The organism is Pseudorhizobium flavum (assembly GCF_044142885.1).
GTDB lineage: Bacteria > Pseudomonadota > Alphaproteobacteria > Rhizobiales > Rhizobiaceae > Neorhizobium > Neorhizobium flavum.
In genome coordinates this window covers 100812-126659 of the sequence record NZ_JBIOKZ010000005.1, presented here as the reverse complement: position 1 = coordinate 126659, position 25848 = coordinate 100812, and the positions used below count along the sequence as shown (strand labels likewise).

The window sequence follows — 25848 nt, the reverse complement described above, 5'->3', positions numbered from 1 at the left end:
CCATGTCCGCCGCGCTCCGCTTCGACCTGTCTTCGATCAAGCCGGAGGAGGGCGCTCCGGCGCCCGACCGGCTGATCTCGGGTGATCCGAGGTTCCGGACCTGGAATTTCGAGGAGGCGGAGGGCGGCCTCTATGCCGGCGTATGGGAATCGACGCCGGGCAAATGGCGGATAGTCTACGAGGAGTGGGAGTACTTCCACATCCTCGAGGGGTATTCGGTCGTTACGGAGGAGGGAGGCGAAGCCTTCCACCTCCGGGCGGGCGATCGCCTCGTTCTCAGACCCGGCTTCAAGGGAACCTGGGAAGTCGTTGAAACGACTCGCAAGGACTATGTGATCAGGCTCTGATCACCAGGCCAGATCAAGCCGCTCCAGGCCGTGGAAGTGATAGACATCCTTCACGCGCGGGGTCTCGGCCATCCGGATGCCGGGAAGGCGGCGGAAGAGGATCGGCAGCACCGTATTGAGCTCCAGCCGGGCGAGCGGCGCACCGATGCAGAAATGGATGCCGGCGCCGAAGGAGAGGTTGGGAGCCTCCTGCCGCTCCGGGTTGAAGACCAGCGGCTCGGCGAACTTGTTCGGATCGAGATTGGCGGCGGCGAGAATGAGGCTCACCTTGTCCCCGCGCTTAAGGACAACGCCGTCGACCTCGACGTCCTCCAGAGCCCAGCGCTGGAAGATGTGGACGGGAGCGCAGATACGCAGCGTTTCCTCGACCGTCCGCTCCGTCACCGCCTCGTCACGAAACATCTCCGCAGGTGGAAGGCCGCTCTTCAGGATGACGCGTACGGAATTTCCGATCTGGTGGACGGTTGCCTCGTGGCCGGCATTGAGGAGGACGATCGTGGTGGAGACCAACTCGTCCTCGCTCAGATATTGCCCCTTGTGCTCCGTATGGATCATGTGGCTCAGCAGATCGTCGCGCGGGGCGTTCCGGCGCTCTGCAATCAGCGTCTTCACGTAGTCGGCGAATTCCCGCGCCGAGCGGTCGGCGGCAAGCTCGTCCTCGCGGGTCCGCTTGAACATGTACATGCCGACATAGTCGTGGCTCCATTTGAGGAGCTGCGGACCCATCTCGTCGGGAATGCCGATCATCCGCGCGATCATTGTCACGGGAATGATGTCCGCGAAGGAGGAAAGTAGTTCAGCCCTTCCGTCCTTCTCGAAGCTGTCGATCAGTTGCTCCGCCAGTGCGGCGATCTCCGACCGCAGCCGTTCGATGTGACGCGACACGAAGGCCCGGTTCACCAGCGTCCGGAGCCGCGGATGCTCCGGGGGCTCGATCTCCAGCAACGAATGACGCTCGGCAAGGTCGAAGTTCGCCAGATGCGGCTGCGGTTCCGGCAGCCCCAGGTCCTCGCGGCTGGCAATGTGGAGTATCTGCCGTCCGAACCGACGGTCGCGGAGCAGTGCGTTGACGTGGTCATAGCCGGTAAAGAACCACTGCCTCTGCTCCTCCCAATAGAAGGTCGGGCAGTGCTGGTGAAGCGCGGCATAGACACGGTTCGGGTCGCCGTAGAAGGCAGGGTCCCGCCCATTGAGCGAGACACGGCGGGTGGCGGGATCGATGTGGAGGAAGGAGGGTATATCGGTCATGGCCAGAGGCCTACCGCAATCTCTCAACCTCCGAAAGAGCCTCCGACTACTCCCCGAGTGCCACGCCCTCGCGCCTCGGGTCGGCACTACCGGCAAGACCGTCGGGCGTCAGCTCAATCACGTGGAGACCGGAGGTCATGTCGCCGAGCTTCACCTCGTAGCCCAGTGTCTTGAGCGGCCCGGCGAGATCTTCCGCCCAGGTGCCGGCCTCCAGGTCGTAGGTACCGAAGCGGTTGACGAGATGCGGCATGGCGACGATCTCCTCGACCGGCATCTGCCAGTCGATGTAGGCAATGAGCGCCTGGGCCACATAGCCGATGATCTGGCTGCCGCCGGGCGAGCCGATTGCGAGAAGTGGCTTGCCGTCCTTCATCACGATCGTCGGCGACATGGACGAGCGCGGCCGTTTCCCAGGCTCCACACGGTTGGCGACCGGTACTCCGGCATCGTGGGTCTTGAAGGAGAAGTCGGTCAGCTCATTGTTGAGCAGGAAGCCCTTGGTCATCAGCCGCGAGCCGAAGCCATTCTCGATCGTGGTCGTCATGGAGACGACGTTGCCGTCCGCGTCGACGATGGAAAAATGGCTGGTCGAAGGCAGTTCGATCGCTTCCCCATCGCTAAAGAGAAGCGCGTGATCCCATTCCGGCTCCCCGGCCTTGACGGCATCTGGAGCAAGCGCCTTGTCGGCGTCCAGCAGGGATGCTCGTTCCGCCAGATACTCCTTCGAAAGCAGGCCCTTGATCGGCGCCGACACGAAATCGGTATCGGCCAGGTAGCGCTCGCGATCGGCGAAGGCGAGCCGCTGTGCGTCGCCGATCACCCGCCAGCTTTCCGGGTTGCGCGGCCCAAGGTTGCGGAGGTCGAAGTTCTCCAGAACGCCCAGCATCTGCCCTATGGCGACGCCGCCCGAGGAGGGCGGTCCCATGCCGCAGATGTCGAGCGCTCTGTAGGTGATGCAGACGGCCTCGCGCTCCTTGATGCGATAGTTTGCCAGATCCGAGAGCGAGAGGACGCCGGGGTTGCCCGTCGCCTCCCTTACCGTCTTGACGATTGCTTCGGCAATGGCGCCCTCGTAGAAGGCTTCTGCGCCGCCTGCGGCGATCGCCCTCAATGTCTCAGCATAGGGCTCGTTCTTCAGGACACTACCGACCTTCAGCGGTGCGCCGGCCTCGTCGAAGAAGTAGCTCGTGGTGCTCTCATGGGTCTTCAGCTTGTCGCCTTCGGCTGCGACGAGCGAGGCCAGGCGGGGGGAGACCTCGAACCCCTCGGAGGCCAGTTTGATGGCCGGGTCGAGCAGCCCGGACCACTCGGAGGTGCCAAGCCGCGAATGAACCTCGTGCATCAGCTTGACTGTGCCCGGTGTGCCCACGGACCGTCCACCGACCACGGCCTCCATGAATTTCAGCGGCTGTCCTTGATCGTCCAGGAAGAGCTTCGGTGTCGCCTCCATCGGGGCCGTCTCTCGCCCGTCGAACGTGATGATCTTGCCGGATGATGCGTCGTAGTAGACGAGGAAGGCACCGCCACCGAGGCCGGAGCTCTGCGGCTCCACAAGGCCCAGCACCGTCTGCACGGCGACCATGGCGTCAATTGCGTTTCCGCCATCAGCCAGTACGTCTCGCCCGGCTTCTGCAGCGAGAGGGTTGGCGGCGGCGACCATGAACCGCTTTGCCTCCGCCCGTTCGGCTGTCGCCGTTCGCGTAGCCGCCTCTGGTGCAAGGGCGTCGGACGCCTGTTGCGCGGAAGGTGAACTGGTTGTGAGGAGAAGGCTCAGAATGATGCCTGATAGGCGAAGTGACTGCATGTCGTGCTCCCGCCGTTGGCCATCGATGGCGATCGCTGGCTACCCGCATGTCCTGGGAGGATGTGGGGCCTGAACCGATGACGGCAAGAGGTGACGTGCTATCAGGATGTCGCCACCGCACTCAGTCGCCTGAGCGTCGCGACCTGTTCGCTCGCGTGGATCTCGAGCGCCATCTCATGCCTGGTAAGCATTGCCGCCGAGGGAATGATCGTTGCCGCGTTGCCTTGCTCCACCGCCGTGCAGTTTCTGCCCGCCGCTTTTGCAGCGTAGAGAGCGCGATCTGCTGCGCTGAGAAGGTGGTCGAGATCTGCCTCGGCTGCCGGCTTCAGTGCGATGCCCACGCTGACCGTGACGCCGAAGCGATGCTCGCCTGCAGAGAGTGTCTGAAGCCCAAGCGTCATCCGAAGCCCTTCGGCAATGCTGGCTGCCTCCACCATGTCGGCCACCCGCAACACCGAGGCGAATTCTTCACCGCCCATGCGCCCGAAAGCGCCGCGGGGAGAAAGTGAAATCGAGGCAAGGCGGGAGAAGGCGACCAGAACGCCGTCGCCTGCCTGATGGCCGTAGCGGTCGTTGATCTGTTTGAAATTGTCGATATCGAAATGCAGGAGGGCGACAAGGGGCTTGTCCGGGACGACGGCCGAACACCGCGTCTGGAACTCGTCGATCAGGCCCCGTCGATTGAGGATGCCGGTCAGCGGATCTGTCGACGCAAGCGCCTTCAGCCGTTCTTCGGATCGCTCGGTCATCATCTGTGCTCCTGTCAGCACTGCGGCGACGAAGCAGAAAGCGCCGGGAAGCAGCACAAAGGCAGGCGAGGGCATGGTCGAGAAGGACGTCGCGACCGACAGTGCGGCCATGGCCGCATTCGTAAGGCTGGAGGCGATGTGGATGCCGAGAACGCCAGCCAGCAGCCGTCTCGCCCAGGTGCGCCCGCTACGGATGTGCAGGACGATGGCGATGAACATGGCAAAGCCGATGCTGGCAGCGACGTTGTAGAGGATGACCCTGGCGCTGAAGTCTTCGCGGATGAAGGGAAGAAGCATCCCACCGACCCAGATCAGGGCAGGAACGGCGATATAGGGGTCTATCCGTTTCGCATCGAACTGTTGCATGCCGCCGATCAGCAGCCCGATCGACGCGAGCAGCATTGTGTTGGCGATCTCGACCGACAGGAATGTCGCGATCTGTCCGCGCAGGCCCACCAGCAACAGTCCGCCGGCGAGGAGGGCAAAGGCGAAGCTCCAGCTCAACTTGAACATCTGGCTGCGGTCACGCATCCACCATACGAAGAGAAGGAGGCTCAGCGTCGTTGCCTGCGCTGCCCAAACGACCAGACCGGTCAAGATGTCCATCTCCAGATCCCTCTTCAGCCTCTGTGCTGCCAGCTATAGCCGCCACTGTTTAAGGACGTGTTGCCGAAGCCTCGATCGGGCACATTGTGCGTTCAGGTTCAGTTTACCACGTTCCGGGACAAAGCTGTGGTAGGCGCTCGCCGCGTGCCGTCGGACCGCCATCGAGCCGCAAGATCGGTTACAAGGCACACAGCCCGGATGGTTAAGGATAACGCCGCCGCCGTCTTGAAGTGCCCGGTGTTGACACTCTATGTAGGGGTTGACCTATTCCATCTGATTCTGGGGCTTCCCCCTCCGGAAAAGCGTGACAAAGGACTGACATGAGAAATCCCGTCGATACTGCCATGGCTCTGGTGCCGATGGTCGTCGAGCAGACCAATCGCGGCGAGCGGTCGTACGACATCTACTCGCGGCTCCTGAAGGAACGCATCATCTTCCTGACGGGGCCGGTGGAAGATCACATGGCGTCCCTGGTTTGTGCCCAGCTTCTCTTTCTCGAGGCGGAGAACCCCAAGAAGGAGATCGCCCTCTATATCAACTCGCCGGGTGGCGTCGTGACTGCCGGCATGGCGATCTACGACACCATGCAATTCATCAGACCCGCCGTCTCGACCCTGTGCATCGGTCAGGCTGCGTCCATGGGCTCGCTGCTGCTTGCAGCCGGTGAGAAAGGCATGCGGTTTGCGACTCCGAACTCCCGTATCATGGTCCACCAGCCTTCGGGTGGCTTCCAGGGGCAGGCATCGGACATCGAACGCCATGCTCGTGACATATTGAAAATGAAGAGACGCCTCAACGAGGTCTACGAGAAGCATACCGGGCGGACCTACGAGGAAGTCGAAAAGACGCTCGATCGCGACCACTTCATGGATGCTGATGAGGCCAAGGAGTGGGGCGTGATCGACAAGATCCTTACCTCGCGCCAGGAACTCGAAGGCGGTTCCGCGGATTGAGGTAATGCCGGCTTACCGGCGCTGTCACCCCTATGTTACACAGGCAGGGGTTTCGCGGGCATCGGAAAGCGGTATTAGTACTTGTTAATGCTGTGTAGAGCTTTGCTGCATAGCATTCGTTGATGGGGGTTCGTTGCCGCCGAGAAGGAGATGCCTCCGGAACGGTAGAGTACCCCGGGCAAAGCCGGCACATCATACCGGGTGGTTCCGGTGCCGGCCAATGAGTGGACCGCTCCCGGCAACGGGAAGGCGGAGTGCTGGAAGGAAAGTGATATGAGCAAAGTCAGCGGCAGCAACGGCGGCGACTCCAAGAATACTCTGTATTGTTCGTTCTGCGGCAAGAGCCAGCACGAAGTCCGCAAGCTGATCGCCGGTCCGACGGTGTTCATCTGCGATGAGTGCGTCGAGCTCTGCATGGATATTATCCGGGAAGAGAACAAGTCTTCCATGGTGAAGTCGCGCGACGGCGTGCCGACACCGCAGGACATCATCAAGGTCCTCGACGAATACGTGATCGGCCAGCAGCAGGCGAAGCGCATCCTCTCGGTGGCGGTGCACAACCACTACAAGCGGTTGGCCCATGCCTCGAAGGGCGGTGAAGTCGAGCTCGCGAAATCAAACATCATGCTGGTCGGCCCGACCGGCTGCGGCAAGACCTATCTTGCCCAGACGCTCGCCCGGATCATCGACGTTCCCTTCACCATGGCCGACGCCACGACCCTGACGGAAGCCGGTTACGTTGGTGAGGATGTCGAGAACATCATCCTGAAGCTCCTGCAGGCTGCCGACTACAATGTCGAGCGCGCCCAGCGAGGCATCGTCTACATCGACGAAGTCGACAAGATCTCCCGGAAGTCCGACAACCCCTCGATCACCCGCGACGTATCGGGCGAGGGCGTCCAGCAGGCGCTGCTGAAGATCATGGAGGGCACGGTCGCCTCCGTTCCGCCGCAGGGCGGTCGCAAGCATCCGCAGCAGGAATTCCTGCAGGTGGACACGACCAACATCCTGTTCATCTGCGGTGGGGCCTTCGCCGGTCTCGACAAGATCATCTCCGCCCGTGGCGAGAAGACCTCGATCGGCTTCGGCGCGACGGTCAAGGCGGAAGACGATCGCCGCGTCGGCGAAGTCCTGCGCGAACTGGAGCCGGAAGATCTGGTCAAGTTTGGCCTCATCCCGGAATTCATCGGCCGTCTGCCGGTTCTGGCAACGCTCGAGGACCTGGACGAGGATGCGCTGATCCAGATCCTGTCCGAGCCGAAGAACGCGCTGGTGAAGCAGTATCAGCGCCTCTTCGAGATGGAAGACGTGGAACTCACCTTCCACGAGGACGCCCTGCGCGAGATCGCCCGCAAGGCCATCACCCGCAAGACCGGCGCCCGCGGACTTCGTTCGATCATGGAGAAGATCCTGCTCGACACCATGTTCGAACTGCCAGCGCTGGAAGGCGTCCGTGAAGTCGTCATTTCCGACGATGTAGTGAAGGGCAGTGCCCGTCCTCTCTACATCTACGCCGAACGGCAGGAGGAAAAGGCGAACGTGTCCGCCTGAGAAGGCAAAGATCGTTTCAAAAGAGGCCCCTCGCGGGCCTCTTTTTCGTTCTGTAGCCTGTTTCACAGCCTGCGCCTTTCTGATCCTGCGCATTGTGCTTCGCTTGGATCCGTTTAGTCGCTATGAATGAGGTTTAGGAATCGGCGAACCTGCGTGCACAGGCGCGAACGGCTCCCGCGTTTCCCGCGTCCGGCGTAACCCGCGTCTCCATTGTCCCGGTGCCTTGCCAGCAGGGGGCAAACGGTGAACGAGGCTTGAAATCAACAGTCTCACTCTCCACTTTGGGCTCAAGTGGACGGCCCGGATAACAGGTCTGGGGACGAATCCCGGCAACGGGATATGAAAGGAAGAAGAATGACGAATCCAACGTCTTTGGCTCCCGGTGGCGAAACCTTCCCGGTCTTGCCCCTGCGCGACATCGTGGTTTTCCCGCATATGATCGTACCGCTCTTCGTGGGTCGCGAAAAATCCATTCGCGCGCTGGAAGAAGTAATGGGGTCGGACAAGCAGATCATGCTCGTCACGCAGATTAATGCCGGCGACGATGATCCCGAGCCTTCGGCAATCTACAAGATCGGCACGGTTGCCAATGTCCTGCAACTGCTGAAGCTCCCCGATGGGACCGTCAAGGTGCTCGTCGAAGGACGCGCACGCGCAAAGATCGACAGCTATACCGACCGCGAGGAGTTCTATGAGGCGAAGGCCGACATCCTGGCCGAGCCGGAAGAAGATGCCGTCGAGGTCGAGGCGCTGTCGCGCTCCGTGGTTTCCGAATTCGAGAATTACGTGAAGCTCAACAAGAAGATTTCGCCGGAAGTCGTTGGCGCCGCTAGCCAGATCGAGGACTACTCGAAGCTGGCAGACACGGTCGCCTCGCACCTGTCGATCAAGATCACCGAGAAGCAGGAGATGCTCGAGACGGTCAGCGTCAAGGGTCGTCTCGAAAAGGCGCTCGGCTTCATGGAAGGCGAGATTTCGGTCCTGCAGGTGGAAAAGCGCATCCGCTCGCGCGTCAAGCGCCAGATGGAGAAGACCCAGCGCGAGTACTACCTCAACGAACAGATGAAGGCGATCCAGAAGGAACTCGGCGACGGCGAGGATGGCCGTGACGAGATGGCCGAACTGGAAGAGCGCATCGCCAAGACGAAGCTGTCCAAGGAGGCCCGCGAGAAGGCGGATGCCGAAATGAAGAAGCTTCGCCAGATGAGCCCGATGTCGGCGGAAGCCACCGTCGTGCGCAACTATCTCGATTGGCTGCTCTCGATCCCGTGGAGCAAGAAGTCGAAGATCAAGACCGACCTGAACAACGCCGAGACGATCCTCGAGCAGGATCATTTCGGGTTGGAGAAGGTCAAGGAACGTATCGTCGAGTACCTGGCGGTTCAGGCGCGCGCCACGAAGATCAAGGGCCCGATCCTCTGCCTCGTCGGACCTCCCGGCGTCGGCAAGACCTCGCTCGCTCAGTCGATCGCCAAGGCAACCGGTCGTGAATACGTCCGGATGGCGCTTGGTGGCGTCCGTGACGAAGCCGAGATCCGCGGTCACCGCCGCACCTATATCGGCTCGATGCCCGGCAAGGTCATCCAGTCGATGAAGAAGGCTAAGAAGTCGAACCCGCTCTTCCTCCTCGACGAGATCGACAAGCTCGGCCAAGACTACCGCGGCGATCCGTCGTCCGCGCTGCTCGAGGTGCTGGATCCGGCGCAGAACTCGACGTTCATGGACCACTATCTGGAAGTCGAATACGACCTTTCGGACGTGATGTTCATCACGACGGCGAACACGCTGAACATCCCGGCGCCGCTGATGGACCGCATGGAGATCATCCGCATCGCCGGCTATACCGAGGAGGAAAAGCTGGAGATCGCGAAGCGGCACCTTCTGCCGAAGGCGATCAAGGAGCATGCGTTGCAGCCGAACGAGTTCTCGGTAAGCGACGATGCGCTGATGGCTGTGATCCAGCAGTACACCCGTGAAGCAGGCGTACGGAACTTCGAACGCGAACTGATGAAACTCGCCCGCAAGGCGGTGACCGAGATCATCAAGGGCAAGACGAAGACCGTCGACGTCACGGCGGCCAACATCCATGATTACCTGGGTGTACCGCGCTTCCGTCACGGTGAAGCCGAACGCGAGGATCAGGTCGGTGTCGTGACCGGCTTGGCTTGGACCGAGGTCGGCGGCGAGTTGCTGACGATCGAAGGCGTGATGATGCCCGGCAAGGGCCGCATGACGGTGACCGGCAACCTCCGCGACGTGATGAAGGAATCGATCTCGGCTGCGGCATCCTATGTCCGCTCCCGCGCTGTCGATTTCGGCATCGAGCCGCCGCGCTTCGACAAGTCGGACATCCACGTGCACGTGCCGGAAGGCGCGACGCCCAAGGATGGTCCTTCTGCCGGTGTTGCCATGGCGACGGCGATCGTCTCGATCATGACTGGCATCCCGGTCGACAAGAACGTAGCCATGACGGGTGAGATTACCCTGCGCGGACGCGTCCTGCCGATCGGCGGCCTCAAGGAGAAGCTGCTCGCAGCCCTTCGTGGCGGCATCAAGAAGGTTCTGATCCCGGAAGAGAACGCCAAGGACCTGGCCGACATTCCGGACAACGTGAAGAACAACATGGAGATCATCCCGGTTTCCAGGATGGGCGAGGTGATCGGGCACGCGCTCCTTCGCAAGCCCGAGCCGATCGAATGGGATGGTTCCATCGAGACGCCGGTGATCGCAACAGTAGAGGGTGTCGACGACACCGGCACTTCGATCGCCCACTAGGCTTATGCCAAAATTGGCACGCTTACTGAAAAAAGCCGGCTTCCAGCCGGCTTTTTTGGTGAAAATGAAGCGTTGCCCCTTGTTTTTCAGGCTATAGCGAGGCTTGTGGCTTGCGAAGGCCTGACGGGTATTTAATGTCGGGCCGGATAACTTGAGTCGTTTCAATACCATTTGAAAGGGGTGGAAACATGAACAAGACTGAGCTCGTTACGGCTGTTGCCGAGAAGGCTGGCCTCTCCAAGGCTGACGCAGCTTCGGCAGTTGACGCTGTATTTGACACCGTTCAGGCCGAACTGAAGAACGGCGGCGATATCCGTCTGGCCGGTTTCGGCAGCTTCTCCGTTTCTCGTCGCGAAGCCTCGAAGGGCCGTAACCCGTCGACGGGCGCCGAAGTGGACATCCCGGCCCGCAACGTGCCGAAGTTCTCGGCCGGCAAGGGCCTGAAGGACGCCGTCAACGGCAAGTAAGCTGCTGCGTCACATGAATTCTCGAGGCCCGGCTTGCCGGGCCTTTTTCGTTTTTCGAAGGTTCTCTTAGAAGCTTCTAAGGTGCTCCGCCTGTCATCTGCCTGTCATGCAGGTGCCGCAAAAGCGCCCCTGTTCCATCATGGACAGGAGGGCTTCCCATGAAAATTTCCATGACCGCCGCGCTCGCAGCGGCCTTGTTCGCCTCCGCTGCTTTTCCAGCAGCAGCCGAGCCGTTCTTCAATCGCATCGCAACCTTCCCTGTCGCCAGCAATCTCGGCGAGGGTGAAGACAAGGCGACGTCCTCGGAGATCATCACCGCCACCCCTGACGGCAACACGCTCATCTACTCCGACGCGCCGGGCGGCACGATCGGGTTCATCGACATTACCGACCCCAGGTCGCCGAAGGCCGGCGGCTCCATCGCGATCGACGGCGAGCCGAATTCGGTGGCGGCGGTTGGCGAGAAGGTACTGGTCACTATCGATCGCACCGAGGACATGACGAAGCCTGCTGGCGAACTTGGCGTTGTCGATGTCGCTGCGAGAAAGCTGGAGAACACCTGCGATCTTGGCGGCCAGCCCGACTCGGTCGTCGTTTCTCCAGATGGAACCTTCGCCGCAATCGCGATCGAAAACCAGCGCGACGAGGAATTGAACGACGGAGCATTACCGCAACTGCCGGCCGGCGAACTGCTGATCCTCTCGCTGAACGACGGCACCCCTGCCTGCGACAGCATCAAGCGCGTCGATCTCACCGGGCTCGCGACGGTTGCCCCGGAAGACCCGGAGCCGGAGTTCGTCAACATCAATGCTGACGGTGAGATCGCCGTAACGTTGCAGGAAAACAACCACATCGTCATCGTCGACAGCAAGACGGCAACGGTCAGCGGTCACTTCACCGCCGGCACGGTCGATCTCGACGGCATCGATACCAAGAGCGACGGTGCACTGGAGTTTACCGGCAGGATCGATGGCGTGCCGCGTGAGCCGGATTCGGTGAAGTGGTTGGGGACAGACCGTCTGGTCGTCGCCAATGAGGGCGACTACAAAGGCGGTTCGCGTGGCTTCACGATCTTCGACCGCTCCGGCAAGGCGCTCTATGACGCCGGTGCCTCCCTGGAGCGCGAAGTCGCACGCATCGGCCATTTCCCGGACAAGCGGGCCAAGAGCAAGGGCATAGAACCCGAAGGCATGGAAGCGGCCAAGTTCGGCGACCAGCAGTATTTCTTCGTCCTGCTGGAACGTGCCTCCCTCATGGCGGTCTACAAGGATACAGGCGGCGAACCGGAACTCGTGCAGCTTCTGCCGTCCGGCATCTCGCCGGAAGGTGCTGTCGCCATCCCGGCCCGTAACCTGGTCGCCTCCGCCAACGAGGTTGATCTCGGCGAGGATGGCGGTGCCCGTTCGCACGTGATGATCTACGAACTGGCTGAAGCCGAGAAGGCATACCCGACCATCGTGTCCAACGACGTCGACGGCACGCCCATCGGCTGGGGCGCGCTCTCCGGTCTCGTCGGCGATGCGGAGAAGGACGGGATCCTCTATGCCGTCAGCGACAGCTTCTATGGCATGCAGCCTTCCATCTTCACCATCGATGCCAGCAGGAAACCCGCCGAGATCATGGGCGTCACCCGCATCACGCGTGGCGGCCAGCCGGCCCAGAAGCTGGACATCGAAGGCATCGCGCTCGACGGGAAGGGCGGCTTCTGGCTCGCTTCCGAGGGTGACAGTGCCAAGTTCGTCGGCCACGGCATCTACAACGTCAATGCAAAGGGCGAGATCAAGGTGGAGATTGCCTTGCCTGTCGAATTGCTTGCAGGCCAGACCCGGTTCGGGCTGGAAGGGATCACGACGATCGGCGAGGGCGACAAGCTGACGCTCTGGATGGTCGTCCAGCGCGAATGGAAGGACGACGAGAAGGGCATCGTCAAGCTGCTTTCCTACAAGCCGTCGTCAAAGGAGTGGGGCGCTGTCCGTTATCCGCTCGAGAAGACGGAAGAAGGCTGGATCGGCCTGTCCGAAATCACCGCCCATGGCGACCATGTCTACATCATCGAGCGCGACAACCTGATCGGCGACAAGGCAAAGCTCAAGAAGCTCTACCGCGTCGCCATCGCCGACCTGAAGCCGGCCAAGCTCGGCGAGGCGTTGCCGCTGGTTGCAAAGGAAGAAGTCCATGACTTCATTCCGGGCCTTAGGTCTGCAACCAACGGATATGTCGTCGACAAACTTGAAGGCTTCGCTTTCGACAAGTCAGGCAAGGCTTTCGCCGTGACGGACAATGACGGTGTTGACGATTCTTCGGGTGAGACGCTGTTCTTCCCGGTGACCATCAATGCCATCAACTAAAGGCCGCGAATAATAGAAAAGGCCGGGCTTGCCGCCCGGCCTTTTCCCGTTCTCGATTCTCCCGGCTGAACTACCAGCGCTGGTGAACGTGCGGCGCGATGAGCCGGGCATAGATTTCCTTTGTTGCGGTGATCACGTCATCCGAAATGGCTGCAAACTCCGCGGCCGCTGCATTGGCGCGCGCTTGCTCCGCGTTGCGGGCGCCTGGAATGACGACGGTCACGGCCTCGTTCATCAGGATCCACTTGAGCGCGAAAGCGGCCATGGACGCGCCCTGCGGCACCAGCTTCCGAACCTCTTCCACCGCCTGCAGGCCCACTTCCAAGGGCACTCCGGCAAAGGTTTCGCCCACATCAAACGCCTCGCCATGACGGTTGAACTGGCGATGGTCGTCACTGGCGAATATCGTGTCCCTGGTGATCTTGCCGGACAAGAGGCCGCTCGCCAGCGGCACGCGGACGATGACCGCGACGTCCTTTCGCTTTGCCTCCTTGAAAAACAGGTCGGCTGGTCGCTGGCGGAAGATGTTGTAGATGATCTGGATGCTGACGACGTCCGGATACTCGATCGCCTTTAGCGCCTCCTCCACCTTCTCCACGCTAACGCCGTAGTTCCTGATCTTGCCGGCCCGGCGCAGGTCGTCCAGCGCTCCGAAGACCTCCGGCCGGTAGAGGACTTCCGTCGGCGGGCAGTGAAGCTGCACCAGGTCGAGGCTGTCGACGCCGAGGTTCGATAGGCTGCGGTCGATGAAGGCTTCGAGGTTCGCCTTGGTGTACCCCTCGGCATTGTGCGGATCGAGCCGGCGGCCGGCCTTGGTGGCGATCATCGGCCGTTCGCCGCCGCGCGCCTTCAGAACACTTGAAATGATCTTCTCCGAGCGTCCGTCGCCATAGACGTCAGCCGTGTCGATGAAGGTCACGCCGGCATCGAGAGCTGCTTCAAGTGCTGCCCGGCCATCGGCTTCGCTGACATCGCCCCAGGAGCCGCCGATCTGCCAGGCGCCGAACCCGACTTCGCTGACGGTGAACGATGTGCGGCCGAATGCGTGCTGTCTCATGTCTACCTCCGATGCCTATCCACAGGCCTGTGCGGCGGATGCTTCCGCCATGCCTGCGCTTTGCCTAAAACACCTGCTCAGGTCACACAACAAAAGCAAGCGATTCGATGTCCTCCTTCTCCTTCATCCATGCCGCCGACCTGCATCTCGGCAGCCCATTCCAAGGGCTGGCGATGAAGGATGCCGCTGTGGCCGAAATGTTCATGGAGGCAAGCCGTCGCGCCTTCACGGCCTTGGTAAACCAGGCAATAGACCGAAATGTCGATTTTCTCCTGATTGCCGGCGACGTCTATGACGGCGACTGGAAGGACAACAAGATCGGTCTCTTCTTCAACCGTGAGCTGGCGCGGCTCGATCGGGCGGGAATTCCTGTCTTCCTGCTGAAGGGCAACCACGATGCGGAAAGCGTCATCACCAAGACCATCACGCTGCCGCAGAATGTCCGCGAGTTCCCCGTCAACAAGCCGGGCACGTTCACGCTCAATCGCCTGAAGGTCGCGCTGCACGGACAGGGCTTTGCGGAGCGCTCTGCGACGGAGAACCTCGCGCGGGGCTATCCGCCGCCGCAGCCAGGTTGGTTCAACATCGGCGTCCTCCACACCTCGCTGACGGGGCGTGAGCCGCATGCGCCTTACGCCCCTTGTTCGGTCGAGGACCTGCGCTCGCGCGGCTACGACTATTGGGCGCTAGGCCATGTCCATGACTACGAGGTCGTCTCGGAAAACCCTCCGATCATCTTTCCCGGCAACCTCCAGGGGCGCTCGATTCGCGAGCAGGGGGCGAAGGGGGCGGTCCTTGTCTCCGTGGAGGACGGCACGGTCACCCATGAGCGGATGATCACCGACAGCGCCCGCTTTGCGCAGAAGTCGGTACTGGTCGAAGCCGAGGACGACCTGCCGGCTATTCTCCGGCGCATCGAGACGGCGCTGGAGAACGTTGCGGATGTGATGGAGGGGCGACCACTGGCGCTGCGTATCCGACTGACGGGCAGAAGCAGCTATCGTCGCGAGCTGCTTGCCCGCGCGCAGGATTTCCGGGACGAGGCGCAGGCTGCCTGCCACCGTTGCCACGAGGATGTCTGGCTGGAGAAGGTCGAGGTTCGGGTTCAGGATGCCGGCGGGGCAGGGAGCGTGGGTGGTCAGCAATCCCTTGGGCTGGACGGCCTGCTTGCGCTCGAAACGCTGCCGGTTGAACTGCTGGCGGAGGCTCAGGCAAGGATCGCCGAGATTGCGGCGCGGCTGCCCGGCGGCCTCGGCGCACAGGACGTGGCGCTTGGCGACGACGCCGAAACGCTGCTCGCCGAAGCGCGGGATCTTCTGCTCGCACGGGCAGGAGGATCCCGCTGATGCGCTTCGACCGTCTGGACATCCTCCGCTATGGCGCTCTTGCCGATCGCAGTCTTGTCTTTTGCCCGGATGCCCGGCTGCACATCGTCTACGGGCCGAACGAGGCGGGCAAGTCGTCCGCGCTCTCTGCAATTTCCGACCTGCTGTTCGGTTTCCCGGAGCGGACGCCCTACGGCTTCAAGAGCGACGCCGCCAGCCTTCGGATCGGCGCGCTGATTTCGTCGCGTGGGGGCGCATCCCTCGAGTTCCGCCGACGCAAAGGCCGCAAGGGAACACTTCTTGCCGCGAGCGATCCGGAGGAAGCCTTGGCCGACGATGCGCTTGCGCCCTTTCTCGGGACGCTGACGCGCGACGTCTTCGAGCGCGCCTTCGGCTTGAACTCGTCGACGCTGCGCGCCGGCGGCGACAGTATGCTGAAGAGCGGCGGCGAAATCGGCAACCTGCTTTTCTCGGCCGCCTCCGGCCTCACCGGTCTGGCCGACATGCGGAAAGGCCTGGAGGCCGAGGCCGATAGTATCTATGCGCCTAGGAAATCCAAGGACCGGCTCTTCTATCAGGTGCTCGATGCCCACGAAGAAGCGCGCCGGGCAGAGCGCGAGAATGAGCTGAAATCAGGCGACTGGAAAAAGCTGGTTGCGGAGCAGAACGACCTAGAGACCGAGCTGGCCAGTGTGCTGACAGCGCGGCAGGAGAACATCCGTCGGCTCGAGCACTTGCGCATGCTGCAACGGCTGGACCCGATCATTCGCGAAATCGATCGTGAGCGGGAGCAGATTGCGCAGTACGAATGGCTGGCCAACCAGCCGGCGGACCTCGAGCCGCGGCTCGCCTCGCTGCTCGAGCGTTTGCGCGAGAACGAGGTGGCAACCCGGCGCGGGGAAGGCGATCTTGCACGGCTCCACGACGAGATCGCCGCCATCCATGTCGACGATGCGCTGCTTGCCGCGTCGGCCGCCATCATGTCGGCCTACTCGGACAAGGGCGTGTATGCCAAGGCGCGTGAGGACATTGCGCGTGTTCGGGGCGAGGCGGATGACTACGACCAGCGGCTTGCGGATGCGGCCCGACGTCTCGGCCTTGCCCTTTCCGACCTGGAAGGCCGTCAGCCACCCGATGCCGAGCTTGCACGCCTGCGTTCGCTGCTGGACGAGGGGACGGACCTCGACCGCCTGCTGCGGGATACCCGGCAGCGGATGGAAGAGCATCACGACGCGTTGCGGGACATGCGAAAGGCGGTAGGGGCGACGCATCTCGTTGATCCGAAGCCATGGGCTGAGCAACTGGCTGCGCTGCGGCCGGATCTGGTGGAAATCCAGCGACTGGAGGCGCTGCAGGTGAAGCTTGCCCGCGTCGAAGCGGACCTGGCCACGGCCACGGCGCGCCTCGATCCCGCTGTCTCCGACCTGCGGACACTTGCTTCCGCGCCGCTGCCCGATGCAGCTGAAATCTCCGCCCACAGGCGCATGCTCGATACGGCGCGGGTCGAGGCGAAGGAGGTCGAGGGACGTCTCGCCACCCTCGACGGAGAGGCCGCACGAATCCGCCGCGAACTGGCGGCGCTGGAAGTCGCGGGACCCGTCGTTTCCCGGGAGCAAATCGCGACAAGCCGGGCCGAACGCGACCGTCAGTTCGGCATCGCCCGCAAGACATCCGATGCGGCCAGCTTTGATAGCCTGGCAGTCGGGATCGCGCAGGCGGACCGGCTTGCCGATGCAGCTCTTGTCGATGCCGAGCGGGTCACCCGGCATGCGCAGTTGACGCTGCGACAAGGGGAACTGGAACGGGAACTCGCGGAGGCACGTGACGCGCTGCGCCTCGCCGAGATCATGCTCTCCGATGCCGTGACCGCCTACGAGGATGCCTTCCGCGCGTCGGGTATCCAGCCAGCCGCGCCTGAACGCATGATCGATTGGCGCCGGGCGTTGGAGGACTGTTTCCGGCAACTCCGCGAAATCGATCTTCTCCATGACGAGATGGAGGTGTTGCGGCTGAGGGAGGAGGCGGTGCGGCCGGCCCTCCTGTCGATTGCGGATGCAGTGGCGCTCGCAGCAGTGGCCCTCCCGACCGTGGCGCTTGGCCGGGGGCTGGAGCGCAGGTTGTCGGAGATCGGCCAGGAATGGCTGGACAGTCGCAGTAGCGAGACGAAACGGGCAATGGCAGAGGAGGCGATCGGCCGGCTCGAGAAGCGCGAACGCGAGTTGATGGGCGACGTGAGCGCCTGGCAGCGCAAGTTCTCTGCCGCAGCCGTTGCTGTCGGTCTGCCCGAGGATGCCGATCCGCCCATGGCACTGGCCGCACTGGAGGCATGGCGCACGGTGCCGGGACTTCTCTCCGAACGCGAGAACCGCCAGCGGCGCGTTCGTGGGATGGTGCGGGATATGGAGGCCTTCGAGACATCAGTCGGCAGGCTGGTGGCCTCGGCCGCACCCGACCTTGCCGCCATTCCCGCCGATGTTGCAGCCGGCCTGCTACATGAGCGGGTCCTGGAGGCAACGAACGAGAACAAGCGGCGCGAATCGCTGTCCGATCAGTTGGAGCGGCTTGAACTTTCCCTCGTGCGGCTGGCAGCCGAGGAGGCGGAACTTGCGACCGAGGCTGCGGCGGTGGCCACGGACCTGGGCCGCCAGGTGTCCGATTTCCCGCAGGTGCTGGAGGATCTGCACGAGCGCCACCGCCTACAAATCGCGCTCAGGCAATGCCGTGACCGTTTCGCCGAGCATGCCGATGGAGCATCGGAGGATGAGATCCGCGTCGCCCTGGCCGATTTCGATCGCGTGGAGGCAGTGCTCGAGATCGAGCGTCTTGGACGCGAGGAGGATCAACTGATCGAGCGTATGAACGGGCTCGGCATTGCCAAGGCCGACAATGAGCGCCGGCGCCGAGAACTCGAAACCGGCGTGGGCGCCGAGCGCGCCGTCTTCCGGAAGCTTGCGGCCGAAACCGAGGCCAAGGAGCTTGCGCGCCGCTGGGTCGTGCTGAAGCTTGCCGCGAGCCTTCTCTCCTCCTCTATGGAGAGTTATCGCGAGCGGCAGGCGGATCCGGTGATGAAGCGGGCAGGGGAGCTGTTTTCAAGTTTGACCGGCGGTCGTTTCTCGCGCCTTCTGCAGCTCTACGACGAGCAGGACGAACTGCAGCTTGCCGTCGAGCGCCAGACGGGCGAGCAGGTGCCGCTATCGGGCCTCAGCGAAGGGACGGGTGACCAGCTGTACCTCGCGCTTCGTCTCGCCTTCCTGGAGGACTACTGCCGCCGCAACGAGCCGGCACCGCTCGTTCTCGATGACATCTTCCAGACCTTCGACGACGAACGTACCGCCGCGGCCCTCCGCACGCTGTCCGCCGCCAGCGAAACGCACCAGACGCTTCTCTTCACGCACCATGACAGCGTGGTGCAGGCAGCGCGCCGCGAACTGGGAGAGGGCGTCGATCTCGTAGCCTTGTGAGGCTCACGTGCCCGAACTCGTTCTGGCTCCCGCCAGGAACGGGTGCGTCTCCCGCTGGAGCCTGCCAGCCATGCTGGTCCGCGACATCATGATGCCGGCAATAGGGCTGCGTGGGTGGCTCGGTGGCACAGTCGACTGGCGCGGTAACCGGATGATGATCGGCACCGACAGCTCTCAGTTGGAACAGGTGCCAGCGACCTGATGCAGATCATTCTCTGCTTCAGAAGCGTTCTTGATGTGCAGGCTGAGGGAATGGTGGGCGATGAGAGACTCGAACTCCCGACATCCTCGGTGTAAACGAGGCGCTCTACCAACTGAGCTAATCGCCCTTTCGCGTCGCGAAACATGTCCGCCGCGTCGGTGGGCGTGATCTATGCGGATCGGCGAGAAACCGCAAGAGCCTTTCGCCGAAAATTCAAAATTTTTGGCCTTCCAAGACCGTGGGGCGCCGCCGGCTGGAGAAAGGCGAGAAGCTTCATCCTTTTGTCTTGAAACTTGCTTGACACCTGTTCGCGAACCTCTTAGTTAGCCGCTCAACCGAGGCGGTCGAGGCTGCTCCGGCAAGGGTCTTGGCCCTTACGAAATGCGCGGGTGTAGCTCAGTTGGTTAGAGTGCCGGCCTGTCACGCCGGAGGTCGCGGGTTCGAGCCCCGTCACTCGCGCCATTCGTTTCCTCGAACTCTTCTGATATTCCTTGGAATGTCGGATCGCCGCAAGGCATCATGCGCGGGTGTAGCTCAGTCGGTTAGAGTGCCGGCCTGTCACGCCGGAGGTCGCGGGTTCGAGCCCCGTCACTCGCGCCACTTCTCTTCCCCTCTACTTTCGCTGTTCAAGCCGTTGAGGTATGGAGCGATTTAGCTTCTCCTAAAATATTTCTTTGCCGCCCTTGCGGCACATGTCCAACGACTTAAGTAGGGGGTACGATCCGTCGCGGCTGAGGATCGATTATTCCCTGGCTCCCGCCAACGCTCCACCCGTTCCGGTTCGCCGGCACGAACCCTGTGTTTTGCTGAGATGTTTCGGTTTCTTCGTCCGGTTTTCACCGTCTTGGCGGCGACCTTTGCTGTTCGTCAAGAGCGTCGAGCGCGCGCAGTTGCGCCTGTGCCATTTCGGCACGGAATCGCGAGTCTAAAAGTCTTGCGCCAAGGCGTGGGCTGGGGTAGTCACGGGCCGATTGCAATGCACGCTCGCTTTGCCCGCGCATTGCTGACAGAGCGCCGTCCCGCGCTCCCGGCAAGCAGGATCGATTAATATGAGTGAACTCCTCAGTTCCTACCTTCCAATCGCAATCTTCATCGGAATCTCCCTCGTGATCGGGCTGGCTCTGCTGATTGCCCCCTTCGCTGTCGCCTACAAGGCTCCCGACTCCGAAAAGCTTTCAGCCTATGAATGCGGCTTCAATGCGTTCGATGACGCCCGCATGAAGTTCGACATCCGATTCTACCTCGTGTCGATCCTGTTCATCATCTTCGATCTCGAAGTGGCCTTCCTCTTCCCCTGGGCGGTTTCCTTCGGTGAGATCGGCTGGTTCGGCTTCTGGTCGATGATGGTGTTTCTGGCCGTCCTGACGATCGGCTTCATTTATGAATGGAAGAAAGGAGCGCTGGAATGGGAGTAGTCGATACTGGCAACACCCTGGTCGCGCCGCAGCCCAAGGGCATCATCGATCCGAACACCGGCAAGCCGATCGGCAGCGATGACCGCTTCTTCGGAGAGATCAACAACGAGCTCGCCGACAAGGGCTTCCTCGTCACCTCTACGGACGAACTGATCACCTGGGCCCGGACGGGCTCTCTCATGTGGATGACCTTCGGTCTCGCCTGCTGCGCAGTCGAGATGATGCAGATGTCCATGCCGCGCTACGATGCCGAGCGCTTTGGATTTGCGCCCCGCGCTTCACCGCGCCAGTCCGACGTGATGATCGTCGCTGGCACGCTGACCAACAAGATGGCGCCCGCACTCCGCAAGGTCTACGATCAGATGCCGGAGCCCCGCTACGTCATCTCCATGGGGTCCTGCGCCAATGGCGGCGGCTATTACCACTATTCCTATTCCGTAGTGCGGGGCTGTGACCGAGTCGTGCCGGTGGACATCTATGTGCCCGGCTGTCCCCCCACGGCCGAGGCGCTGCTTTACGGCGTGCTTCTGCTGCAGAAGAAGATCCGCCGCACCGGCACGATCGAGCGCTGAGGGCAAGGACGAGAACATGAGCGAAGCCCTGAGAGAGCTTTCATCCTACATCGCCGAAATCCATCCGGAGTTCATCGCCAGCTCGAAGATCGAGTATGGTGAACTGACGCTGGTGACGGCGCCGGAGAACATCGTCGCCCTGCTCACCTTCCTGCGCGACGACGTGCAGTGCGGCTTCGTCAACCTGATCGACATTTGCGGCGTTGACTGGCCGCAGCGCGCGAAGCGGTTCGACGTCGTCTACCACATGTTGTCGCCGCGGCAGAACACGCGCATCCGCGTTACGGTCATGGTGGGCGAGGACGAGCCGGTGCCCTCGGCCTGTGCCGTCTATCCGGGCGCGGACTGGTTTGAGCGCGAAGCCTGGGACATGTACGGTATCCTCTTCACCGGGCACCCGGACCTGCGCCGCATCCTGACCGACTACGGCTTCGAGGGTCACCCGTTGCGCAAGGACTTCCCGACGACAGGCTTCGTCGAGGTTCGCTACGACGATGCTGCAAAGCGCGTTGTCTACGAGCCGGTGGAACTGCGCCAGGAGTTCCGGAGCTTTGATTTTCTCTCGCCCTGGGAAGGGACCGACTACGTCCTGCCGGGCGACGAAAAGGCCAAGGTCTGATCCACCGGCGTTTCGGCGCCGGTTGCTGCTTTACATTCCGCCCGTTGCGGCTTGGCCGCTCGGCATGGAGCTGACAGAATGAACGAACACAACGTCCGCAACTTCAACATCAACTTCGGACCGCAGCATCCGGCGGCGCACGGCGTGCTTCGGCTGGTGCTGGAGCTTGACGGCGAAATCGTCGAGCGCGTCGATCCCCATATCGGGCTGCTGCATCGCGGCACCGAGAAGCTGATCGAGACAAAGACCTATCTCCAGGCGCTGCCCTATTTCGATCGCCTCGACTACGTCGCGCCGATGAACCAGGAGCACGCCTACTGTCTGGCGGTCGAAAAGCTGCTCGGTATCGAGGTTCCGATCCGCGGCCAGCTGATCCGCGTGCTCTACTCCGAAATCGGCCGCATCCTGTCGCACCTGCTGAACGTCACGACGCAGGCGATGGACGTCGGCGCGCTGACGCCGCCGCTCTGGGGATTCGAGGAGCGCGAGAAGCTGATGGTCTTCTACGAGCGCGCCTCCGGTTCGCGCATGCATGCCGCCTACTTCCGCCCCGGCGGCGTTCATCAGGACCTGCCGCCGGAACTGGTGGAGGATATCGGCGCCTGGTGCGATCCCTTCCTCGGGACGCTGGACGACATCGACGACCTGCTGACCGGCAACCGTATCTTCAAGCAGCGCAACGTCGATATCGGCGTCGTCAGCCTTGACGACTGCTGGGCCTGGGGCTTCTCCGGCGTCATGGTCCGCGGCTCCGGTGCCGCCTGGGACCTGCGTAAGTCGCAGCCCTACGAGTGCTACGCCGACATGGACTTCGACATTCCGATCGGCAAGAACGGCGACTGTTTCGATCGCTACCTGATCCGCATGATCGAGATGCGTGAGTCGGTGAAGATCATGAAGCAGTGCGTCAACCGTCTCTTGGGCGACGCCCGGGTTGGCCCCGTGTCGTCGCTGGACGGCAAGGTCGTGCCGCCCAAGCGTGGCGAGATGAAGCGTTCGATGGAAGCGCTGATCCACCACTTCAAGCTCTACACGGAAGGCTATCATGTGCCGGCCGGCGAAGTGTACGCGGCCGTCGAGGCGCCGAAGGGTGAGTTTGGCGTCTATCTCGTCGCCGACGGGACGAACAAGCCGTATCGCCTGAAGATCCGGGCACCGGGCTATGCCCATCTGCAGGCAATGGATTTCATGTGCCGTGGTCACCAGTTGGCCGACGTCTCGGCGATCCTTGGCTCGCTCGACATCGTGTTCGGCGAGGTCGATCGCTGATGGCTTCCGCAACCGCAATCACGGGCGCCGTTTTCCGGCAGCCCGCTTCCAAGACTGATAAGGCGTAAGAAGAATGTCTGTTCGTCGACTGGCCGAAGACAATGTGCAACCCGCAACGTTCGCCTTCAATGAAGAGAACGCTACCTGGGCTGAGGCCACCATCCGCAAGTATCCGGAAGGCCGCCAGCAGTCTGCCGTGATCCCGCTTCTCATGCGGGCGCAGGAGCAGGACGGTTGGGTGACCCGGGCCGCGATCGAATACGTCGCCCAGAAGCTGGGAATGGCCTATATCAGGGTCCTGGAAGTGGCGACCTTCTATACGCAGTTCCAGCTGAAGCCTGTCGGTACGCGGGCACATGTGCAGGTCTGTGGTACCACGCCCTGCATGCTGCGCGGCGCCGAAGACCTCATCAAGGTCTGCAAGTCGAAGATCCATGCCGAACCCTTCGAGCTCAACGAGGACGGTACGCTGTCTTGGGAAGAGGTCGAGTGCCAGGGCGCCTGCGTCAATGCTCCGATGGTGATGATCTTCAAGGATGCCTACGAGGACCTGACGCCGACGCAGCTCGAGCACATCATCGACCGTTTCCATGCAGGCAAGCCCCACGAGATCACGCCGGGCCCGCAGATCGATCGCCAGTTCTCCGCTCCTGTCGGAGGCCCGGTGACGCTGACCGAGGAGATCAAGCCTGTGCAGAAGGATCTCGAACCCAAGCCGGAACCGGCAGAAGCCGCGTCTGCGGCAGCAGTGCCTCCGTCCGATGCCGCACGCCCAACGGACACGGCCGAAGAGGCCGATCCGTCGATCAAGACGCCGCTGACGGACAAGGAAGGATCGCAGAAGCGTGTGAAGGCGGCCGAGAAGCAGCCGCTTTCGGCAACCGCATCGACACCGAAGCCGGACAAGAAGCGCGCGGGCGCTGCCGTCGAAGGTGCGCCGCCGGAGCCGGGGACGGTTTCCGGTGACGCGAAACCGAAGCGGACACGAAAGAAGACGACGCCGGAAGGCGACGCTTCTTAAGGAATGCGAATTCTTGTGCGGCCTTCGCCTGGGCCGCGCGATGCATAACAACGGCCGGCAGGTGTCGGCGGACCGGTGGAATAGATCATGCTAAAAGATCAGGATCGCATCTTTACCAATATCTACGGCCTCAAGGACAAGTCCCTGAAGGGGGCGATGGGCCGTGGCCATTGGGATGGCACCAAGCAGATCCTCGAAAAGGGCAGGGACTGGATCATCGAGGAGATGAAGGCCTCCGGCCTGCGTGGCCGCGGTGGCGCCGGCTTCCCGACCGGCCTGAAGTGGTCCTTCATGCCGAAGGAATCCGACGGCCGTCCGCATTACCTCGTGGTCAATGCCGACGAATCGGAGCCCGGCACCTGCAAGGACCGCGACATCATGCGCCATGATCCGCATACGCTGATCGAAGGCTGCGTGATCGCGAGCTTCGCCATGGGCGCGCATGTGGCCTACATCTATGTCCGCGGCGAGTACATCCGCGAGCGCGAGGCGCTGCAGGCGGCGATCGACGAGTGTTATGATGCCGGTCTTCTCGGCAAGAACAACAAGCACGGCTGGGACATGGACATCTACGTTCATCACGGCGCCGGCGCTTATATCTGCGGCGAGGAAACGGCGCTGCTCGAGAGCCTCGAAGGCAAGAAGGGCCAGCCCCGCCTGAAGCCGCCATTCCCGGCGAACATGGGGCTCTACGGCTGCCCGACTACCGTCAACAACGTCGAATCGATCGCGGTGGCTCCGACCATCCTGCGTCGCGGCGCCGGCTGGTTCTCCTCCATTGGTCGCCCGAACAATGTCGGCACCAAGCTGTTCATGGTCTCCGGCCACGTCAACAAGCCCTGCACCTTCGAGGAGGCCATGGGCCTGTCGTTCCGGGAGATCATCGATCGCCATTGCGGCGGTATCCGCGGCGGCTGGGACAACCTGCTTGGCGTGATCCCGGGCGGGGCTTCCTGTCCGGTCGTTCGCGGCGAGGACATGGCCGATGCGATCATGGATTTCGACGGCATGCGCGAGGTGAAGTCCTCCTTCGGCACCGGCGGCATGATCGTGATGGACAAGTCGACCGACATCATCAAGGCGATCTGGCGCATCGCTGCCTTCTTCAAGCACGAAAGCTGCGGCCAGTGCACGCCCTGCCGTGAAGGCACCGGCTGGATGATGCGCGTGCTGGAGCGCATGGTGAAGGGCAATGCGCAGAAGCGCGAGATCGACATGCTGTTCCAGGTCTCCAAGCAGATCGAAGGTCATACGATCTGCGCGCTTGGCGACGCTGCCGCCTGGCCGATCCAGGGGCTGATCCGGAACTTCCGTCCGGAGATCGAGGCCCGCATCGATCGCTATACGCACAACGCCATGGCGCATGGCGCCGTCATGGAAGCAGCGGAGTAAGAAACGTGGCTAAGCCGGTGAAAGAAAAGCAGGAAGGAGCAACGACGGCAAAGCCGGCGACGGCTTCCGCCTATGCTGATTTCGCCGAAGCCATGGCCGGCAATCCGCTGGTGGCACAGTCGACCGCGGCAATGGCCGCCGCGACTGCGGTTGGCATGAGCATTGCGGGGCAGTTCGCCGGCGCCTTCTTTGGTGCGCTTCAGGGTGCGCTTGAGGCGCAGAACCGGATGACGGGCTCACCGGAGCGCGCAGCCGAGGCTCCGCGGGAGCCGGAGCCGGAGCAAGCTGCTACCGCTTCTGCACCAGCACCTGCGGAGACGCCGATCTCGAAGCGGAGGTCGGATGCGGGGGAGGCCGTCAAATCGCCCGCCAAGCGACTGGCAAAGACGCGGGAGGCGAAGCCGGCTTCGGATGCCCGCACTAAGAAGTCGGCGGTCCGCAAGCCCAAGGTGACGACAGCTGACGACCTGAAGCAGATCGCCGGTATCGGGCCTAAGCTTGAGAAGGTTCTGAACGGGCAGGGTATCAGCAGCATCAGCCAGATCGCCGCCTGGACGGACGCTGATGTCGCGAAGTTCGATGACGCGCTCGGGCTGGACGGGCGCATCCGCCGGGATGATTGGGTGGGCCAGGCCAGGAAGCTGGCGAAGTAAGGATTTTTTCCCCG

20 protein-coding genes and 3 tRNA genes are annotated in these 25848 nt (G+C 62.4%); 18 read left to right on the top strand and 5 right to left on the bottom strand.

The genetic code is table 11. From position 1 onward, the window contains the following. Positions 1-2 precede the first annotated feature (2 nt). Positions 3-347, top strand: coding sequence for a cupin domain-containing protein (locus ACEPP2_RS11690; protein WP_395516706.1), 345 nt, complete (start codon positions 3-5; stop codon positions 345-347). Here the strand turns inward: ACEPP2_RS11690 and ACEPP2_RS11685 are convergent, their stop codons facing one another. The 3 genes from ACEPP2_RS11685 to ACEPP2_RS11675 all read right to left on the bottom strand — a co-directional run bounded on the left by ACEPP2_RS11685 (position 348) and on the right by ACEPP2_RS11675 (position 4754). Then, positions 348-1595, bottom strand: a complete 1248-nt coding sequence (locus tag ACEPP2_RS11685) for a cytochrome P450 (protein ID WP_395516705.1) — start codon at positions 1593-1595, stop codon at positions 348-350. Positions 1596-1641: 46 nt separating this feature from the next. Then, positions 1642-3399: a gamma-glutamyltransferase gene (ggt, locus tag ACEPP2_RS11680; protein WP_395516704.1), complete on the bottom strand. Its 1758-nt coding sequence runs from the start codon at positions 3397-3399 to the stop codon at positions 1642-1644. Between the two features lie 101 nt (positions 3400-3500). Then, positions 3501-4754, bottom strand: coding sequence for a GGDEF domain-containing protein (locus tag ACEPP2_RS11675; RefSeq protein ID WP_395516703.1), 1254 nt, complete (start codon positions 4752-4754; stop codon positions 3501-3503). A gap of 320 nt (positions 4755-5074) precedes the next feature. Between ACEPP2_RS11675 and clpP the strand changes: the two genes are divergently transcribed. The 5 genes from clpP to ACEPP2_RS11650 all read left to right on the top strand — a co-directional run bounded on the left by clpP (position 5075) and on the right by ACEPP2_RS11650 (position 12848). Further along, complete coding sequence (gene clpP, locus ACEPP2_RS11670; RefSeq protein ID WP_077547161.1) at positions 5075-5707, top strand: ATP-dependent Clp endopeptidase proteolytic subunit ClpP; 633 nt, start codon at positions 5075-5077, stop codon at positions 5705-5707. Between the two features lie 273 nt (positions 5708-5980). Next, positions 5981-7258: an ATP-dependent Clp protease ATP-binding subunit ClpX gene (gene clpX, locus ACEPP2_RS11665; protein ID WP_052637898.1), complete on the top strand. Its 1278-nt coding sequence runs from the start codon at positions 5981-5983 to the stop codon at positions 7256-7258. A gap of 354 nt (positions 7259-7612) precedes the next feature. Further along, the gene (gene lon, locus ACEPP2_RS11660; protein WP_395516702.1) at positions 7613-10033 is read left to right on the top strand and encodes an endopeptidase La; all 2421 of its coding nucleotides are present in this window, start codon (positions 7613-7615) and stop codon (positions 10031-10033) included. 188 nt (positions 10034-10221) lie between these two features. Then, on the top strand, positions 10222-10500 hold the full coding sequence (hupB, locus tag ACEPP2_RS11655) for a DNA-binding protein HupB (RefSeq protein WP_052637900.1): 279 nt from the start codon (positions 10222-10224) through the stop codon (positions 10498-10500). A gap of 158 nt (positions 10501-10658) precedes the next feature. Continuing rightward, positions 10659-12848 carry an esterase-like activity of phytase family protein gene (locus ACEPP2_RS11650; protein ID WP_395516701.1) on the top strand — a complete coding sequence of 730 codons (2190 nt, stop codon included), beginning with the start codon at positions 10659-10661 and terminating at the stop codon, positions 12846-12848. A gap of 70 nt (positions 12849-12918) precedes the next feature. Here the strand turns inward: ACEPP2_RS11650 and ACEPP2_RS11645 are convergent, their stop codons facing one another. Continuing rightward, positions 12919-13905 carry an aldo/keto reductase gene (locus ACEPP2_RS11645; RefSeq protein WP_395516700.1) on the bottom strand — a complete coding sequence of 329 codons (987 nt, stop codon included), beginning with the start codon at positions 13903-13905 and terminating at the stop codon, positions 12919-12921. Positions 13906-14012: 107 nt separating this feature from the next. Between ACEPP2_RS11645 and ACEPP2_RS11640 the strand changes: the two genes are divergently transcribed. Genes ACEPP2_RS11640 through ACEPP2_RS11630 form a run of 3 tightly spaced genes read left to right on the top strand, consistent with a single transcriptional unit; the run spans position 14013 to position 18893 of the window. Then, the gene (locus tag ACEPP2_RS11640) at positions 14013-15251 is read left to right on the top strand and encodes a metallophosphoesterase family protein (RefSeq protein WP_395516699.1); all 1239 of its coding nucleotides are present in this window, start codon (positions 14013-14015) and stop codon (positions 15249-15251) included. Continuing rightward, positions 15251-18691 carry an ATP-binding protein gene (locus tag ACEPP2_RS11635; protein WP_395516698.1) on the top strand — a complete coding sequence of 1147 codons (3441 nt, stop codon included), beginning with the start codon at positions 15251-15253 and terminating at the stop codon, positions 18689-18691. Before ACEPP2_RS11640 ends, ACEPP2_RS11635 begins: the two co-directional genes overlap by 1 nt. A gap of 7 nt (positions 18692-18698) precedes the next feature. Further along, the gene (locus ACEPP2_RS11630; RefSeq protein WP_395516697.1) at positions 18699-18893 is read left to right on the top strand and encodes a hypothetical protein; all 195 of its coding nucleotides are present in this window, start codon (positions 18699-18701) and stop codon (positions 18891-18893) included. Positions 18894-18944: 51 nt separating this feature from the next. On the opposite strand, the gene ACEPP2_RS11625 is transcribed toward ACEPP2_RS11630, so the two are convergent. After that, positions 18945-19020, bottom strand: a tRNA-Val gene (locus ACEPP2_RS11625). A gap of 258 nt (positions 19021-19278) precedes the next feature. Between ACEPP2_RS11625 and ACEPP2_RS11620 the strand changes: the two genes are divergently transcribed. From ACEPP2_RS11620 to ACEPP2_RS11580, 9 genes are all read left to right on the top strand, one after another. Further along, positions 19279-19355 (top strand) — tRNA-Asp (locus ACEPP2_RS11620). A gap of 61 nt (positions 19356-19416) precedes the next feature. Then, positions 19417-19493 (top strand) — tRNA-Asp (locus ACEPP2_RS11615). Between the two features lie 449 nt (positions 19494-19942). After that, positions 19943-20308 (top strand): NADH-quinone oxidoreductase subunit A, encoded by a 366-nt coding sequence (locus ACEPP2_RS11610; RefSeq protein ID WP_052637905.1) that lies wholly within the window; start codon positions 19943-19945, stop codon positions 20306-20308. Beyond that, a complete protein-coding gene (locus ACEPP2_RS11605; protein ID WP_052637906.1) occupies positions 20299-20880 on the top strand; it encodes a NuoB/complex I 20 kDa subunit family protein in 582 nt (193 codons plus the stop codon). Before ACEPP2_RS11610 ends, ACEPP2_RS11605 begins: the two co-directional genes overlap by 10 nt. A gap of 16 nt (positions 20881-20896) precedes the next feature. Beyond that, entirely contained in the window at positions 20897-21499 is a 603-nt protein-coding gene (locus ACEPP2_RS11600) for an NADH-quinone oxidoreductase subunit C (RefSeq protein ID WP_052637907.1), read from the top strand. 78 nt (positions 21500-21577) lie between these two features. Continuing rightward, positions 21578-22768, top strand: a complete 1191-nt coding sequence (locus tag ACEPP2_RS11595) for an NADH-quinone oxidoreductase subunit D (RefSeq protein ID WP_052637908.1) — start codon at positions 21578-21580, stop codon at positions 22766-22768. Between the two features lie 73 nt (positions 22769-22841). After that, positions 22842-23789: an NADH-quinone oxidoreductase subunit NuoE gene (gene nuoE / locus ACEPP2_RS11590; protein ID WP_395516696.1), complete on the top strand. Its 948-nt coding sequence runs from the start codon at positions 22842-22844 to the stop codon at positions 23787-23789. A gap of 87 nt (positions 23790-23876) precedes the next feature. Further along, positions 23877-25181: an NADH-quinone oxidoreductase subunit NuoF gene (gene nuoF / locus ACEPP2_RS11585; RefSeq protein WP_077547170.1), complete on the top strand. Its 1305-nt coding sequence runs from the start codon at positions 23877-23879 to the stop codon at positions 25179-25181. Positions 25182-25186: 5 nt separating this feature from the next. After that, a complete protein-coding gene (locus tag ACEPP2_RS11580) occupies positions 25187-25834 on the top strand; it encodes a hypothetical protein (RefSeq protein WP_395516695.1) in 648 nt (215 codons plus the stop codon). The last annotated feature ends 14 nt before the right edge of the window (positions 25835-25848 follow it).

What these genes read in the sequence shown, in the direction of transcription:
- ACEPP2_RS11690 (WP_395516706.1), top strand. Translation starts at nt 3, where the DNA reads ATGTCCGCCGCGCTCCGCTTCGACCTGTCTTCGATCAAGCCGGAGGAG.
- ACEPP2_RS11685 (WP_395516705.1), bottom strand. Translation starts at nt 1,595, where the DNA reads ATGACCGATATACCCTCCTTCCTCCACATCGATCCCGCCACCCGCCGT.
- ggt (WP_395516704.1), bottom strand. Translation starts at nt 3,399, where the DNA reads ATGCAGTCACTTCGCCTATCAGGCATCATTCTGAGCCTTCTCCTCACA.
- ACEPP2_RS11675 (WP_395516703.1), bottom strand. Translation starts at nt 4,754, where the DNA reads ATGGACATCTTGACCGGTCTGGTCGTTTGGGCAGCGCAGGCAACGACG.
- clpP (WP_077547161.1), top strand. Translation starts at nt 5,075, where the DNA reads ATGAGAAATCCCGTCGATACTGCCATGGCTCTGGTGCCGATGGTCGTC.
- clpX (WP_052637898.1), top strand. Translation starts at nt 5,981, where the DNA reads ATGAGCAAAGTCAGCGGCAGCAACGGCGGCGACTCCAAGAATACTCTG.
- lon (WP_395516702.1), top strand. Translation starts at nt 7,613, where the DNA reads ATGACGAATCCAACGTCTTTGGCTCCCGGTGGCGAAACCTTCCCGGTC.
- hupB (WP_052637900.1), top strand. Translation starts at nt 10,222, where the DNA reads ATGAACAAGACTGAGCTCGTTACGGCTGTTGCCGAGAAGGCTGGCCTC.
- ACEPP2_RS11650 (WP_395516701.1), top strand. Translation starts at nt 10,659, where the DNA reads ATGAAAATTTCCATGACCGCCGCGCTCGCAGCGGCCTTGTTCGCCTCC.
- ACEPP2_RS11645 (WP_395516700.1), bottom strand. Translation starts at nt 13,905, where the DNA reads ATGAGACAGCACGCATTCGGCCGCACATCGTTCACCGTCAGCGAAGTC.
- ACEPP2_RS11640 (WP_395516699.1), top strand. Translation starts at nt 14,013, where the DNA reads ATGTCCTCCTTCTCCTTCATCCATGCCGCCGACCTGCATCTCGGCAGC.
- ACEPP2_RS11635 (WP_395516698.1), top strand. Translation starts at nt 15,251, where the DNA reads ATGCGCTTCGACCGTCTGGACATCCTCCGCTATGGCGCTCTTGCCGAT.
- ACEPP2_RS11610 (WP_052637905.1), top strand. Translation starts at nt 19,943, where the DNA reads ATGAGTGAACTCCTCAGTTCCTACCTTCCAATCGCAATCTTCATCGGA.
- ACEPP2_RS11605 (WP_052637906.1), top strand. Translation starts at nt 20,299, where the DNA reads ATGGGAGTAGTCGATACTGGCAACACCCTGGTCGCGCCGCAGCCCAAG.
- ACEPP2_RS11600 (WP_052637907.1), top strand. Translation starts at nt 20,897, where the DNA reads ATGAGCGAAGCCCTGAGAGAGCTTTCATCCTACATCGCCGAAATCCAT.
- ACEPP2_RS11595 (WP_052637908.1), top strand. Translation starts at nt 21,578, where the DNA reads ATGAACGAACACAACGTCCGCAACTTCAACATCAACTTCGGACCGCAG.
- nuoE (WP_395516696.1), top strand. Translation starts at nt 22,842, where the DNA reads ATGTCTGTTCGTCGACTGGCCGAAGACAATGTGCAACCCGCAACGTTC.
- nuoF (WP_077547170.1), top strand. Translation starts at nt 23,877, where the DNA reads ATGCTAAAAGATCAGGATCGCATCTTTACCAATATCTACGGCCTCAAG.